This window comes from Alphaproteobacteria bacterium, from assembly GCA_020638555.1.
Taxonomy (GTDB): domain Bacteria; phylum Pseudomonadota; class Alphaproteobacteria; order Bin95; family Bin95; genus JACKII01.
In genome coordinates this window covers 248,926-261,932 of sequence record JACKII010000006.1, presented here as the reverse complement: position 1 = coordinate 261,932, position 13,007 = coordinate 248,926, and the positions used below count along the sequence as shown (strand labels likewise).

The 13,007-nt window shown below is 67.3% G+C and carries 13 protein-coding genes; 5 read left to right on the top strand and 8 right to left on the bottom strand.

The window, feature by feature from the left end; genetic code table 11:
* Positions 1–42: 42 nt before the first annotated feature.
* The 3 genes from H6844_18985 to H6844_18975 form a co-directional block, all read right to left on the bottom strand.
* Positions 43–1,218, bottom strand: coding sequence for a hypothetical protein (locus tag H6844_18985; GenBank protein ID MCB9931491.1), 1,176 nt, complete (start codon positions 1,216–1,218; stop codon positions 43–45).
* 333 nt (positions 1,219–1,551) lie between these two features.
* Entirely contained in the window at positions 1,552–1,833 is a 282-nt protein-coding gene (locus tag H6844_18980; protein MCB9931490.1) for a cation transporter, read from the bottom strand.
* A gap of 16 nt (positions 1,834–1,849) precedes the next feature.
* Positions 1,850–2,239 (bottom strand): mercury transporter MerT, encoded by a 390-nt coding sequence (locus H6844_18975; GenBank protein ID MCB9931489.1) that lies wholly within the window; start codon positions 2,237–2,239, stop codon positions 1,850–1,852.
* A 51-nt stretch (positions 2,240–2,290) separates the two neighbouring features.
* On the opposite strand from H6844_18975, the gene H6844_18970 reads away from it, so the two are divergent.
* Positions 2,291–2,719 carry a helix-turn-helix domain-containing protein gene (locus H6844_18970; protein MCB9931488.1) on the top strand — a complete coding sequence of 143 codons (429 nt, stop codon included), beginning with the start codon at positions 2,291–2,293 and terminating at the stop codon, positions 2,717–2,719.
* Positions 2,720–2,749: 30 nt separating this feature from the next.
* On the opposite strand, the gene H6844_18965 is transcribed toward H6844_18970, so the two are convergent.
* Both H6844_18965 and H6844_18960 read right to left on the bottom strand, forming a co-directional pair.
* Entirely contained in the window at positions 2,750–4,123 is a 1,374-nt protein-coding gene (locus H6844_18965; GenBank protein ID MCB9931487.1) for a M20 family metallopeptidase, read from the bottom strand.
* 85 nt (positions 4,124–4,208) lie between these two features.
* Positions 4,209–5,081 carry a hypothetical protein gene (locus tag H6844_18960; protein ID MCB9931486.1) on the bottom strand — a complete coding sequence of 291 codons (873 nt, stop codon included), beginning with the start codon at positions 5,079–5,081 and terminating at the stop codon, positions 4,209–4,211.
* Positions 5,082–5,291: 210 nt separating this feature from the next.
* On the opposite strand from H6844_18960, the gene H6844_18955 reads away from it, so the two are divergent.
* Together H6844_18955 and fahA are read left to right on the top strand one after the other, a co-directional pair.
* Positions 5,292–5,828, top strand: a complete 537-nt coding sequence (locus tag H6844_18955) for a VOC family protein (protein MCB9931485.1) — start codon at positions 5,292–5,294, stop codon at positions 5,826–5,828.
* A 27-nt stretch (positions 5,829–5,855) separates the two neighbouring features.
* Entirely contained in the window at positions 5,856–7,115 is a 1,260-nt protein-coding gene (gene fahA, locus H6844_18950; protein MCB9931484.1) for a fumarylacetoacetase, read from the top strand.
* Positions 7,116–7,154: 39 nt separating this feature from the next.
* Here fahA and H6844_18945 read toward each other — a convergent pair whose 3' ends face one another.
* Entirely contained in the window at positions 7,155–8,291 is a 1,137-nt protein-coding gene (locus H6844_18945) for a nitronate monooxygenase (GenBank protein MCB9931483.1), read from the bottom strand.
* A gap of 235 nt (positions 8,292–8,526) precedes the next feature.
* On the opposite strand from H6844_18945, the gene H6844_18940 reads away from it, so the two are divergent.
* Positions 8,527–9,114, top strand: a complete 588-nt coding sequence (locus tag H6844_18940; protein ID MCB9931482.1) for a peroxidase-related enzyme — start codon at positions 8,527–8,529, stop codon at positions 9,112–9,114.
* Positions 9,115–9,321: 207 nt separating this feature from the next.
* Here the strand turns inward: H6844_18940 and H6844_18935 are convergent, their stop codons facing one another.
* A complete protein-coding gene (locus tag H6844_18935) occupies positions 9,322–10,677 on the bottom strand; it encodes a Gfo/Idh/MocA family oxidoreductase (GenBank protein MCB9931481.1) in 1,356 nt (451 codons plus the stop codon).
* 164 nt (positions 10,678–10,841) lie between these two features.
* Here H6844_18935 and H6844_18930 point away from each other — a divergent pair, with 164 nt between their 5' ends.
* On the top strand, positions 10,842–11,915 hold the full coding sequence (locus tag H6844_18930; GenBank protein ID MCB9931480.1) for a tartrate dehydrogenase: 1,074 nt from the start codon (positions 10,842–10,844) through the stop codon (positions 11,913–11,915).
* Position 11,916: 1 nt separating this feature from the next.
* Here H6844_18930 and H6844_18925 read toward each other — a convergent pair whose 3' ends face one another.
* Positions 11,917–12,753, bottom strand: a complete 837-nt coding sequence (locus H6844_18925) for a GNAT family N-acetyltransferase (protein MCB9931479.1) — start codon at positions 12,751–12,753, stop codon at positions 11,917–11,919.
* Between the last annotated feature and the right edge of the window lie 254 nt (positions 12,754–13,007).

Sequence of the window (13,007 nt, the reverse complement as noted above, 5' to 3'; positions counted from 1 at the left end):
CCCGGCCCGTCGCTCCGCGGCGGCCGGGATACGCCGGCGATCTTACGCCGCCACCACCCGGTCCGCCGGCACGGTCAGGCGCGCGAGGGTGCCCGCTTGGGGCGCGCTCTCCAGCGCGATGTCGCAGCCCAACAATTGCGCCATGCGGTCGGCAACCGGCAATCCCATGCCGACGCCCGCCGGGCATTGCGGGTTGGCGCTGTCGAAGCGAACGAACGGCTCGCGGATGGCGGCCAGGGCCTCCGGCTCAATGCCGCGGCCCCGGTCGCGCACCTCGAAGGCAAGCCCGCCCTCTGCCGTCCGCCGGCAGTGCAGTCCGACGCGACCCGGCGCATCGGTCGCCGCAACGGCATTCTCCAGCAGATACGTCAATGCGCTCGACACCAGAAAGCGGTCGACGAACAGCGTGGTTTCCGAGTCGTCGTCGCCGGCGAACTCCAGCACCACGCCCGCGGCAGCGGCCAGCGGCTCCACGGTTTCCACCGCCATGGCAATCAGCACCGCCGCCGTGACCGTTTCGGATTGCGGCCGCACCAGCCCGGCTTCCAGCTTCACCAAAAGCGCGATCCGGTCGACTGCGCTCAGCAGCACCTGGCCGCTGTCGTGGATGTCGTTGGCGTAGTCGGCATAGCTGGGATTGCCGAGCGGGCCGATGGCCTCCGAGCGGATCAGATCGGAAAAGCCGAGGATCGCGTTCAGCGGCGTGCGCAATTCATGACCCATATGCGCCAGGCCGCGCGCCAGCGGCGCCTCGCGCTCCGAAATCTCCCCCAGATGGCGGACTTCCTGCTCCAGCCGCTTCTGGTTCGAGACGTTCAGCACCCGACACAGCCGCTTGCCGTCGGGAAGGCGGGTGAACAGGGCCTGCCACCACTGGCCGTCCTTGCCGCGCCATTCGACCTCGCCGCCCTTGCGGTGCGCGGTCAGCATCTGCTCGATCCACGCGGACGCCTGGCGACTGCCGGCCTGGCGCAGGCCGGCGAGCATCAGAACCTGCTGAAGCGAGGCGCCGGGCCGGCAAACCTCGTTGCGCTGGCCCAGCAGGTCGACGAAGAGGGCGTTGCACCGCAGCAGAACGCCATCCGGGCTCCAGAGCGCCAGACCGAGGTCGAGCCCCTCCAGAACCGCCCAGGGATTGGCGCCGCAATCGGGACGATAGGTGTCCATATTCGGCTCTCCCACCGCATCCGGCAGGATCAGTTCACTCCAACTCACCATGACGCACCCTCGGTTCGGACGATCAATCGCAGGATTGCCGTGCCCTGTTTTCAAGGCGCTATCTTAGGTGCGGAAGGATTGCGGTTTCATTAACGCGCGCTTCATGCGGACTCTCCGCCGGCGCAGCAATCGCCTGTCTGGATGGGCGGACAGGGAACCGTTCCGTAAGAACAGAAGACGCAGCAATCTCCCGCCTTCGGTTTCAAAACGGTGCCACAGCCATTGCAGCGATAGAACCACTGGCAGGAGTCGGTTGGCATGGTTTCGGTTTCCCTGTGTCCGCAATCGGGACATGTCAGGGTCGATTCCCGCTTGATCGTCTGCGCCATTGGATCAGGGCCGCACCTTGGACGGGTAGCCGGCATCGGTCGTCGCCTTGATGAGATCGGCGACGCTCGCCCGGGCATCGTCGAAGGTGACGGTCGCGGTCTTGTCCGCGTTGGAGATGGCGACGACTGCGACACCGTCGATGCGGTACAGACTCGTCGAGACGATATGCGGGCAGGCAGCGCAATACATGTTGTCGACCGCGAGGATCACGGTGCGCTCAGCCGCATGCGCTAGCGAGCCGAACAACGCGGTGGCGGTGAAGACGGCCGTCCAGAGGGCACGCATCGGTGTTCTCCAAGTCTCAGGGGGCCAGAAGGATGGGGGCAACGAAATCAAACGCGACCGCTGCGACCGTTAACACGGTTGCAAGCACCAGCCCCGAGAGCACCAGACGGTTCGGGAGGGGGCGAGCGCACAGGTCGCCATCCGCGCAGGCCCGTCGGCGGGTGCGATAGACCAGCCAATAGCCGTATGCGAGACAAACGGCGGTGAAGGCCAGGATGTATGGCTGGTAGGGCGCAAGGACGGTGAGATTGCCGATCCATGCTCCGCTCAGACCGAGCATGAACAACGCAAGCGGGACGATGCAGCAAGCAGTTGCCGCGAAGGCACCGACCAGACCAGCGGCCAGGGAAACCCTCTGCCCGGTTGGCCGATCGGCACTGGATGGTGGAAGTGTCTTGATCGTCATGCCGGGCAACCTGCATCCTGTAGCGACTACAGAAGCAAGGATCGAACGGCGATGCCGATGTTCACATCTTCGAGAGCGGACGGCCTGACGATTGGCGAACTCGCCAAGCGAACGGGGGTCAATATCGAGACGATCCGCTATTACGAGCGCATCGACCTGCTGCCGCCGCCACCTCGAACGCCAAGCGGCAGACGCAGCTATGCCGAAAGCCATGTCCAAGTGCTGGCATTCATTCGGCGCGGCCGAGAACTGGGCTTCCCGATCGCCGATATTCGCACCCTCCTTCGCCTGGCAGAGCCGGACGATACGTCGTGCGCCGAGGTGGAAAGCATCGCCCGTGCCCATTTGGACAGCGTCCGGTCGAAGATCGCGGACTTGATGCGGCTGGAGCGACTCCTGTCGGAAACCGTGTCTCAATGCGGCGGCGATGGCGCGCCGTCCTGTCCCGTCCTGGACGTGCTCAATGCCTCGGACCGTTGACCGAGTGCATCGGATATCGCCGCGGTGAGCCTAGGCGGCGGGCAGGGGGTCCGCCTCGCCGATATCCCAATAGAGACCGGCCATCATGCCCAGCCCCTCGCGTGCGACCGCCAGCAACAGGTGCTCGTTCGGGGCGTGCTGGCTGCAGCCGGCATAGGAATGCGGCACCCAGACGGTCGGCATGCCCAGCAGGTCAGTGAACACGTCGTTGGGGATCGAGCCGCCCAAATTTGGCAGCACCGCCGGCCGCTGTCCCAGCGTCTGACCCAGCGAGGCCACTGCACGCTCCACCCATGGGTCGTCCAGGCTGGTGCGCGTGGCGGCCATGGCCATGCGCAGGGACTCGACCGTCACCATGCCGAAACCCTGGGCTTGCAGATGATCGCGGATCGCCTGCTCGAACCCGGCCTGGTCCGAGCCGGCAATGAAGCGAATCTGGCAAACCGCGCTGGCGCTGGCCGGCACGGCGTTGACCGGGTTGGCCGGATTGCCGGCCTCGAAGGCGATCACCTCGAACGTGTTCCAGCCGAACACCCGTTCCCAGGGGGTGAGGCCCGGCTCGCCCCAGTCCGGGTCGATCTGCGGCGCGTCCGGGCCGCCGTCGACCTCGCAGTCCGCAATCGCTGCGCGCACGGCGTTGGAGAGCGGCGGCGGCTTCAACCCCTCGACCTGGATGGCGCCGCGACGGTCGACAATGCTGCCGACCGCGTGCAGCAACTGGATGGCCGGGTTCGAGATCAGCCCGCCCCAGTTGCCGGAATGGTGCGCGCCCTCGCGGGCGGTGATCGAGAGCTTGAACGTCGCCACCCCGCGCGAGCCCAGGAAGATGGTCGGCCGGTCCGGCTTCAGCCGCGGCCCGTCGGAGGCGATCAGCACGTCGGCGGTCAGCGCCTCCTTCTGCGCCTCGGCAAACTCGCGCAGGCCGCGCGAGCCGACCTCCTCGCTCATCTCGATCAGGATGCGCAGGTTGAAGCCCAGGCTGCCGCGCGCCTCCAGCACGGTCAGCAGCGCCAGCAGGTTGATGGCGTGCTGGCCCTTGTTGTCGGCGGTGCCGCGGCCATAGAGCCGGTCGCCCTCGCGCACCGTCTGCCAGGGCTCCAGCCCGTCGCGCCAGCGGTTGTCCTGGCCCTGCACCGTGTCGCCATGGCCATAGAGCAGCACGGTCGGCCGGTCGGCGGCCTCCCATCGCTCGGCGATCAGGAAAGGGCCGCCCGCCGGGTCCGGGTTCTCGTGGATCTCCCAATGGCAGCCCAGCGCCTCGATGGCCGGCACGATGGCCTCGCTCAGATAGCGGGTCAGCGCGTCGCGCTTGTCTGCCTCCTGCAAGGTGGAGGGGATGGCCACCCAGCGGGCCATGACGTCCTCGAAGGCGCCGTCGTCCACGAGGGCCTGCGCCTGGGCAATCGCGTCGGCGCGGGTTCCCGTCGGTTCGGCGGTTTCAGCGGTTTCGGCGGTCGGATCGGTCGCGTCGGTCACGGGTTGGGTCTCCTCAATCCTCTTCGCGGACGATGGCCAGGATGCGCCGCGTCTTGTCGGCCGCCCTGGCCTTGTAGGCGGCCATGTCGACGCCGGTCCAGTCGTAGAAGCCCTTGCCGGACTTCACGCCGTGCTCGCCCCTGGCGGCCATGTCCTGCACCAGTTGCACCGGCTCGGCCGAGTGATACAGCGCCGGCACGATGGAGCGTTGCGAGGCGGCATTCACGTCCAGCCCGCCCACGTCCTTCTGCTCGATAATGCCGGTCACGCACATGCGCGGCCCGAAGGCGAGGCGGCCGTATTTGTCGATATCCTCCGCCGTCACCCAGCCTTCTTCCAGCATGTGATAGGCCTCGTGCAGCAGGGCGTGTTGCAGGCGATTGAACAGGAAGCCGACAATGGGCTTGTTCAGCACCACGGCGTCCTGCCCCACCCGCTTCAGCGCCGCCACCATGCGCTCGACGGTCTCGTCGGAGGTCTCGGCGATGCGGGTGGCCTCGGCCAGCGGGAAGGCGTCCGGCGGTTGCAGATAGTGCACGCCGATGAAGCGGTCCTTGTGCGCCAGCGGCGCCGCCAGCTCGGTCAGGTCCAGGCCGGATGTGTTGGTGGAAAGGATCGGGTGGCCGCCATAGGCCGCCTCCAGCCGGGCGTAGAGCGCCTGCTTGGCGGCCAGGTCCTCCGGGTAGTTCTCCATCACCAGATCCGGCGCGTCGGCCGGCAGGTCGGCGCCGGCGGTGGCGCCCTCCGGCAGGTCGCCGGCGATCCTGGCCGGGTCGCGGGTCAGGACCGAGACGCGGAAGCCGCCGCGGGTGAACAGGGTCACGATACCGCGGCCCATGGTGCCGTAGCCGCAAACGAGAACATGATGGATCGGGGCAGCAGGCAAGGCGACCTCCCGTCGGCGCTGGGGTTCGGTTGTCGCTTATGCCGGAAGCGGTTGCCGCCTGTCGACCCCATAGCCGTTCGGCGGCATCTGCGGCGCCACGGTTCTGCAAAAGACATTCGCGGCGCCACCCGTCTTGCTTCGCCGCCGGGAATGGGCAAACAGTAGCGATGTCGAAACAAGACGCATCCCCAGATGCCGGAGGAGCCCGCCATGGCCTTGAAACGCATTCACCACGTCGCCTATCGCTGCAAGGACGCGCTGGAGACCGTGAAGTGGTACGAAAAATACCTCGGCATGACCTACCAGCTGGCCTTCGCCGAGGATCGCGTGCCCTCCACCAAGGAACCGGACCCGTACATGCACGTGTTCCTGGATTGCGGCGGCGGCAATGTGCTGGCCTTTTTCGAACTGCCGACCAAGCCCGACATGGGCCGCGACGAGAACACCCCGCCCTGGGTGCAGCACATCGCCTTCGAGGTGGAGAGCATGGACGAATTGCTGGCCGCCAAGGCCAGGCTGGAGGCGGGCGGCATCGCCGTGGTCGGCCCCACCGACCACACCCTGTTCGAATCCATCTACTTCTTCGACCCGAACGGCCACCGCCTGGAGCTTTCGGTCAACACCCCGATCGACGGCGTGATGGAGCGCCTCGACGCGGTAAAATGGCCGATGCTGGAGGAATGGGCAGAGACCAAGCGCGCCCCCGGCCATGCCCGCTGGATGCACGACGGCTCGTTGAAGAAATAGCGTCGCCAAAGGCCGGAGCCCCACGCCATGCCCAGTTGGATCGAAACGGCCAACGCGCCCGACGGCGACTTCCCGCTGCAAAACCTGCCCTATGGCGTCTATAGCCGAGGGGAGGGGCCGCGGCGCTGCTGCGTGGCCATCGGCGACCGCGTGCTGGATCTGGCCGCGCTGGAGGCGGCCGGCGTGCTGGATGCGAGCGGCGACGGCCCGGTGTTCGACCGGCCGGCGCTGAACGCCTTCATGGCGTTGGGGCCAGCGGCCTGGGCGGCGGTGCGGGCGCGGCTCACCTCGCTCTTGCGCCGCGACGGCGACCCGGCCCTGCGCGAAAGCCTGGATCTGAAGGGCAAGGCGCTGGTGGCGATGGCGGACGCGGACCTGCACCTGCCGTTCCAGGTGGCCGACTACACCGACTTCTATTCGGCCAAACAGCACGCCTTCAATGTCGGCGTCATGTTCCGCGGGCCGGAGAACGCGCTGCCGGCCAACTATCTGCACATCCCCATCGGCTATAACGGGCGCGCCTCGTCCGTGGTGGTGAGCGGCACCGATTTCCGCCGCCCGCTGGGCCAGTTGAAGGCGCCGGAGGCCGATGCGCCGCATTTCGGCCCCTCGCAACGCTTCGATTTCGAACTGGAACTGGGCGCGGTGGTCGGCACGCCCTCCACCTTCGGTCAGCCGGTCAGTGTCGCCGAGGCGGATGCGATGATTTTCGGCTTCGTGCTGCTGAACGACTGGTCGGCACGCGACATCCAGGCCTGGGAGTATGTGCCGCTCGGCCCGTTCCAGGCCAAGGCCACCGCCACCACCATCAGCCCCTGGGTGGTGCCCCGGGCGGCGCTGGAGCCGTTCCGCACGGTGGCGCCCGAGCGCGAGAAGCCGTTGCTGCCCTATCTCGACGACCCGGCGCCGCGCCATTACGACATCGTGCTGGAAGCCGCGCTGACGCCGGAGGGCAGCGCCGAAACCGGCCTTTCCCGCACCAATGCGAAATATCTCTACTACTCCGCGGCGCAGCAACTGGCGCACCACACGTCCAGCGGCTGCCCGATGCGCACCGGCGACCTGCTGGGCTCCGGCACGATCAGCGGCCCGGACAAGAGCGAGTGGGGCTCGCTGCTGGAACTCTCCTGGGGCGGGCAGGAGCCGTTCCCGCTTGCCGATGGCAGTCGCCGCTCCTTCCTGCAGGACGGCGACACGCTCACCCTGCGCGGCTGGTGCCAGGGCGACGGCTACCGCATCGGCTTCGGTGAATGTTCGGGAAAACTGCTGCCGGCGTTGACGGTTTGAGGGCGCGGCGCGTCCGCATGGGACGCGCCGCCTTCGGCATCACTCCGCGACGGTCGCCGAAAGGCGCTCCACCGCGGCGGCATAGTCTTCCATGAAGTCATAGACGACCGAGCGGGCGGACTGTTCCGCCGTCATCAGCCCCACGGCCTGGCCGACGAAATAGGTCGCCAGCTCCTTGGCACCCTCGTGGCCGCTTTCCGCGAGCTTGTCGATCTTGAGCATGGCCGGCTTCGAGAGCAGGCCTTGCAGCGGCATCGGCAGCGGGGCCGGCGCGCCCTCCACATGCCAGGCATCGGTCCAGGCCGATTGCAACTGGCGGGTCGGCTTGCCGGTGCGCCCGCGCGAGCGGATGGTGTTGCGCGAGCCCGCCTCCAGCATTTTCTGCTTCACGGTCGGAATGGTCTCGGCCTCGGCGGTGGTCAGCCAGACCGAGCCGGTCCAGGCGCCGGCCGCGCCCATGGCCATGCAGGCCGCCATCTGCCGGCCGGTGGCGATGCCGCCCGCCGCCAGCACCTCGACATTCGGGTAGGCCTCCATCGCCTGGATCACCTCCGGCACCACGACCATGGTCGAGATCTCGCCGCAATGGCCGCCGGCTTCGGTGCCGGAGACCACCAGGATATCGACCCCGGCTTCGGCGTGCTTGATCGCGTGCTCCTTTGCGCCGGTCAGCGCGCCGACGGCGATGCCGCGGGCGTGCGCCTGCTCCAACATGTATTCCGGCGGCACGCCCAGCGCGTTGACGATCAGCTTGATCGGGTGGGCGAAGGCCACGTCCATCAACGGCACCGCGCCGGCGGCGCGATAGTTGTCGCCGTAATTGGCGTCGACCGGCGTATCCCACAGGTCGCTGGTGTCGATGCCGTGGCTCTCCAGCAGGTCGGTCACATATTTGCGATGCTCCGGCGGCACCCGCGCTTCATAGTCGGCGGCGGTCAGGCTGCCGTCCTTGCCTTCCAGCTTGTTCGGCACCAGCAGGTCGACGCCATAGGGTTTGCCGCCCACATGCTCGTCGATCCAGTTGAGTTCGATCTCCAGGCTTTCCGGTGTGTGCCCGACCGCGCCCAGCACGCCCATGCCGCCGGCATTGGTCACCGCGGCCACCACATCGCGGCAATGACTGAAGGCGAAAAGGGGAAACTCGATGCCGAAGCGATCGCAAAGGACGGATTTCATCGGGGGCGCTCCAAAAAGGGTTCTGATCGGTTGCTTGTGCCGGGCGCTTGCCGCCATGCCGGCCGGCCCGATACCCGCTTGTCGAAGGAGCCTAGCAGCGCATTCCCCCCGCGCAGTGTCAACCGGAAACCCGACCTGGAGCGCCATGCCACGCTTGGCGGCCACAGCCTTGCCCGCTAGGGTCCCGCCTGAGGCTGCACCGCCGGCCCATCCCCGATTGCAAGGACCCGTCGCCATGACCGACGCCGCCATCAGCCGCTACCCCGTTCCCGACCTGGCCGACATGCCGGAGGACATTCGCGACATGATCCTGGCCGTTCAGGAAAAGGCCGGCTTCGTGCCCAACGTCTTCCTCGCTTTCGCCCACCGGCCGGACGAATTGCGGGCCTTCTTTGCCTATCACGACGCGCTGATGGAGAAGGACAGCGGCCTGTCCAAGGCCGACCGCGAAATGATCGTGGTCGCCACCTCCGGCGCCAACAACTGCCTCTACTGCGTGCAGGCGCACGGCGCGATCCTGCGCATCCGGGCCAAGAACCCGCTGATCGCCGATCAGGTCGCCGTCAACCACCGCAAGGCCGACATCACGCCGCGCCAGCGGGCGATGCTGGACTTCGCCCTGAAGGTCAGCCTGGATTCCCGCGCCATCGAGGACGAGGACCTGGACGCGCTGCGCCGTCACGGCTTTTCCGACGACGACATCTGGGACATTGCCGCCATCACGGCGTTTTTCGGCCTCAGCAACCGCATGGCCAATTTCCTGTCCATGCGCCCGAACGACGAGTTCTTCACCATGGGCCGCAGCCCCGCCAAGCCGAAATAGGCAGCGGCCGGAACACCCGCGGGCGGGGAGGGGGCCTCAGGCGCCGTTTTCTTTTCGGCGTCATTGCGAGCCCGCGTCAGCGGGTGCGGCAATCCAGGCAGGCCGTGACCGGACACAAGGGCCGGTCTGGATCGCCACGGGGCTTCGCCCCTCGCGATGACGCCAAGACGGCGGGAAGCCTCGCGCCCCCCTTACGTCGATAGCCTTTCAGCGCGGGGTATCGTGCCCGAACGCCGCCCGCTCCATCTCGCGCCGCAGTTGGTAGGCGGCGCCGGAGGTGTCGGCCTCCACATCGGCCCAGGTGACGGGTTCGCCGTCGGCCACCGGCCGCACCAGCTTCACATTGTGCGCCAGCCCCAGCGGCACCATGCCGGCCTTGACCGACGCCTCGGCCGGGCGCAGGCCGCCGGAGACGGTGTAGCCGCCTTCGCCGTCCAGCACCTCACCCGCCGCCAGGTCGCGCTTGGCCAGTGCCACCACGTCGCCGATGAAGTGCCGCGCCACGCCCGTCGCCTCGCCGCGCAGGCCGATGGAGGCGACGGAATAGGCCAGTTCCAGCCCGATCAGGTGCCATTTCTTATAGAGCGCCATATAGCGCCCGCTCGGGTCGGTGGTGACCTGGTATTCCTCGAAACAGTTGCGGATATAGTCGGTGTCGCCACGGAAGCAGACCCAGACGCCCTTGCGGATGTCGTTGGCGATCGGCGTGCCGTCGCGGGTCAGGCTGGAGACGACCTCCACCATGCCCTCGCGCTCCAGCACGCCGCCCTCGGCCTGGGGGCGCATCAGCGTCGGAATGTCGTCGACCGAGCCGGGCGGCAGCAGCAGGCCTTCCGCCGGCACGCCCAGGCCGGTGGCGTTGGCGATGGCGGCGGACTCGATGGCCGGCTTGGAGCCGTCCAGAAACGCGTTGAACATTTTCGGGTTCAGCCGGCCGCGCTCCGCCTGCTCGGCGCTCAGGCCCCAGTAGTCCCACACCGTCTCCGGCGTCGACCGGCGATATTCCGGCAGCCATTTGTGGCCCCGCCCCGCCGCGGTGACGATGAAGCCGCAGGTGCGCGCCCAGTCCACCAACTCGCAGGTGAGCGCCGGCTGGTCGCCATAGGCCATGGAGTAGAGCACGCCCGCCTCTGCCGCCTTCATCGCCAGGCCGTAGCCGCAGAAGGCATCCGCCTCGACCGTGACATTGACCACGGGCTTGCCCTGGGCGAAGGCGGCCAGGCAATGCTCGACCGCGGCGGGCGGATGTCCCGTCGCCTCGATCACAATGTCGACGGCGGGGTGGGCGATCAGGGCTGCGGCGTTGTCCGTGACGCAGGTCGCCCCGCTTTTCGCGGCGTCGTCCAGGCTCGGGGCCGCATAGCGCTCCGCCGGCCAGCCGACATAGGCCAGGTTCGAGCGCGCGGCCTCGACCCGCAGGTCGGCCACGCCCACCACATGAATCCCCGCGATCCGCTGCGCCTGGGCCAGGAACATGGAGCCGAACTTGCCCGCGCCGATCATGCCGACGCGCAGGGGCCGGCCCGCCTCGGCGCGCTGCTGGAGTTTCAGGAACAGGCTCATCGGGCACCTCGTCCGGTCGCGCGGGGAAGGGGGAGGCTTATCCGCTCGGACCGGCCCCGGCAATGGCCCCGGTCGGTTTCGACCATTTGCCGCCGTGACAGCGCCGGCGAGCCGCGGCAGAAGGGGCACCTCATTCCATCTCCTTCGCTTTCGGGAGCCCGCCCATGCGCACCTACGACATCGCCGCCATTCCCGCCGACGGCATTGGCCCGGAGGTGATCGACGCCGGCATCGCCGTGCTGGAGGCCCTGGCCGAGCGCATGGGCGACCTGAACCTGCGCTTCAAAACCTTCGACTGGGGCACGGACTACTACCGCAAGCACGGCGTGATGATGCCGGCGGACGGGCTGGAGCAGCTCAAGCCCTACAACGCGATCTTTTTCGGCGCCGTCGGCGCGCCGGACGTGCCGGACCACATCACCCTCTGGGGCCTGCGCCTGAAAATCTGCCAGGGCTTCGACCAGTACGCGAATGTGCGTCCGACCCGCATCCTGCCCGGCATCACCTCGCCGCTGCGCAATGTCGGCGTCGGCGACCTGGACTGGGTGATCGTACGCGAGAACTCGGAAGGCGAGTATGCCGGCAATGGCGGCCGCACCCATGTCGGCCTGCCGGAGGAAGTCGGCACCGAGGTTTCGATCTTCACCCGCACCGGCGTCACCCGGATCATGCGCTATGCGTTCCGCATCGCCCGGTCGCGCCCGCGCAAATTCCTGACCGTCGTCACCAAGTCGAACGCCCAGCGCTTCGGCATGGTCATGTGGGACGAGATCGCGGCCGAGGTGGCGCAGGAATTCCCGGACGTCACCTGGGACAAGATGCTGGTCGACGCCATGACCGTACGCATGACCCTGAATCCGCAGAGCCTGGACACCATCGTCGCCACCAACCTGCACGCCGACATCCTGTCGGACCTGGCGGGCGCGCTTGCCGGCAGCATCGGCGTTGCGCCGACGGCGAACATCAATCCGGAAGGCGCCGTTCCCTCCATGTTCGAGCCGATCCACGGCTCGGCCTTCGACATCACCGGCAAGGGCATCGCCAACCCGGTCGCCACCTTCTGGACCGCGGCCCAGATGCTGGAACACCTGGGCGAAGGCCCCGCGGCCGAGCGCCTGCTCCGCGCCGTCGATCAGGTCTGCGCCGCCGGCATCATGACCCCGGACGTGGGCGGCAAGGCCACCACGAAGGACGTCACCGCGGCCGTCATCGGCGCGATCAAGGGATCGAACGTCTAGATCAGCCGAGCTCCATCGTCGCAATGGCCTGTAGCAAGCTGGACCGCTGCGGCGGTGCCCCGCGATACATGCGTGCGGTCGCGAAGGTGTCGTTGAAGCCTCGCGCTTGAAGTGCAGAGAGGAACGCGCTGTTCTCCGAGGGCACGTCGATGATGACAGGGTCCGCGGGGAGCAATGCCAGGCCGGCGCGCACCAGGCACAGCGCATCCTCTGCGGTTGGCGCAACAATAGGGCCGATCTTGACCCCTTCGCGGCATCGCCGCAGTGTCGCGAAGCCCGTGATGTCATCGGCATCCCCGAGCACCACGCTCCGTCGGCTCTGCGTTTCGGCGAGCCACGACGTCAGAAATCCCGGTCGGGAAAATCCGTTTGCCTTGGCGTCCAGCATCAACAGGCGATCCAGATCGCCGTCCTGCATCCGCCTGACTCGGGCATCGTCCTGGGGGGAAAGCGAACCCGCCATCCGCATTGACGCACCCGTGCGGACAAAACCAGATTTGGCGTAGTTCGCTTCTTGGTCGGCAACGCCGTCAAGCCCGACCGTTCGGTTCCCCGCATGGGCCATCGCATGGGTCCACAAGCCCATCCCGATACCCTGACCGCGATAGTCGGGATGACAGATATAGAAGCCGAGAAATGCAAAATCCGCATTATGGTTGACCACGGAAATCGAGGCGACCGAGCGGTTGTCCATCTCCGCGACGAAGAACCCGTCTGGGTCGCTTGCAAAAAAGGGGTTTGCGTCGTCCAGCCCCGGGTTCCAGCCCTCGTCGGCAGCCCAGTTGATCATGGTTGCGAGATCGCTGGGAGTCCCGGTCCGGAAAAATGCGGTCGTCATTTCACTGGCTTCTCTGACATTCAGATTTAAACGCAACTTATTGACATCAAATAATTATGCGTCAACCATCATTGTCGAGAGGGTGGGGGATGGGATGCCCAGGAATGATACCGCCCACCAGCAGGGACTGTGCGGAATTCTGTGCCCTGGCGTGCTAGAGCGGTTTTTTTTTCCAGCTGGCTCACCAGCCCCGCTTGCGCGGGAGAGGGGGTAAACCAGGACCGAAAGCGCGCCAAGTCTGAGATGACGCGGCC

Bases quoted from the DNA above. Each gene is read 5' to 3' on its own strand.
- H6844_18925 (MCB9931479.1), bottom strand. From the start codon at position 12,753: ATGACGACCGCATTTTTCCGGACCGGGACTCCCAGCGATCTCGCAACC.
- H6844_18940 (MCB9931482.1), top strand. From the start codon at position 8,527: ATGACCGACGCCGCCATCAGCCGCTACCCCGTTCCCGACCTGGCCGAC.
- fahA (MCB9931484.1), top strand. From the start codon at position 5,856: ATGCCCAGTTGGATCGAAACGGCCAACGCGCCCGACGGCGACTTCCCG.
- H6844_18935 (MCB9931481.1), bottom strand. From the start codon at position 10,677: ATGAGCCTGTTCCTGAAACTCCAGCAGCGCGCCGAGGCGGGCCGGCCC.
- H6844_18985 (MCB9931491.1), bottom strand. From the start codon at position 1,218: ATGGTGAGTTGGAGTGAACTGATCCTGCCGGATGCGGTGGGAGAGCCG.
- H6844_18975 (MCB9931489.1), bottom strand. From the start codon at position 2,239: ATGACGATCAAGACACTTCCACCATCCAGTGCCGATCGGCCAACCGGG.
- H6844_18930 (MCB9931480.1), top strand. From the start codon at position 10,842: ATGCGCACCTACGACATCGCCGCCATTCCCGCCGACGGCATTGGCCCG.
- H6844_18945 (MCB9931483.1), bottom strand. From the start codon at position 8,291: ATGAAATCCGTCCTTTGCGATCGCTTCGGCATCGAGTTTCCCCTTTTC.
- H6844_18955 (MCB9931485.1), top strand. From the start codon at position 5,292: ATGGCCTTGAAACGCATTCACCACGTCGCCTATCGCTGCAAGGACGCG.
- H6844_18970 (MCB9931488.1), top strand. From the start codon at position 2,291: ATGCCGATGTTCACATCTTCGAGAGCGGACGGCCTGACGATTGGCGAA.
- H6844_18980 (MCB9931490.1), bottom strand. From the start codon at position 1,833: ATGCGTGCCCTCTGGACGGCCGTCTTCACCGCCACCGCGTTGTTCGGC.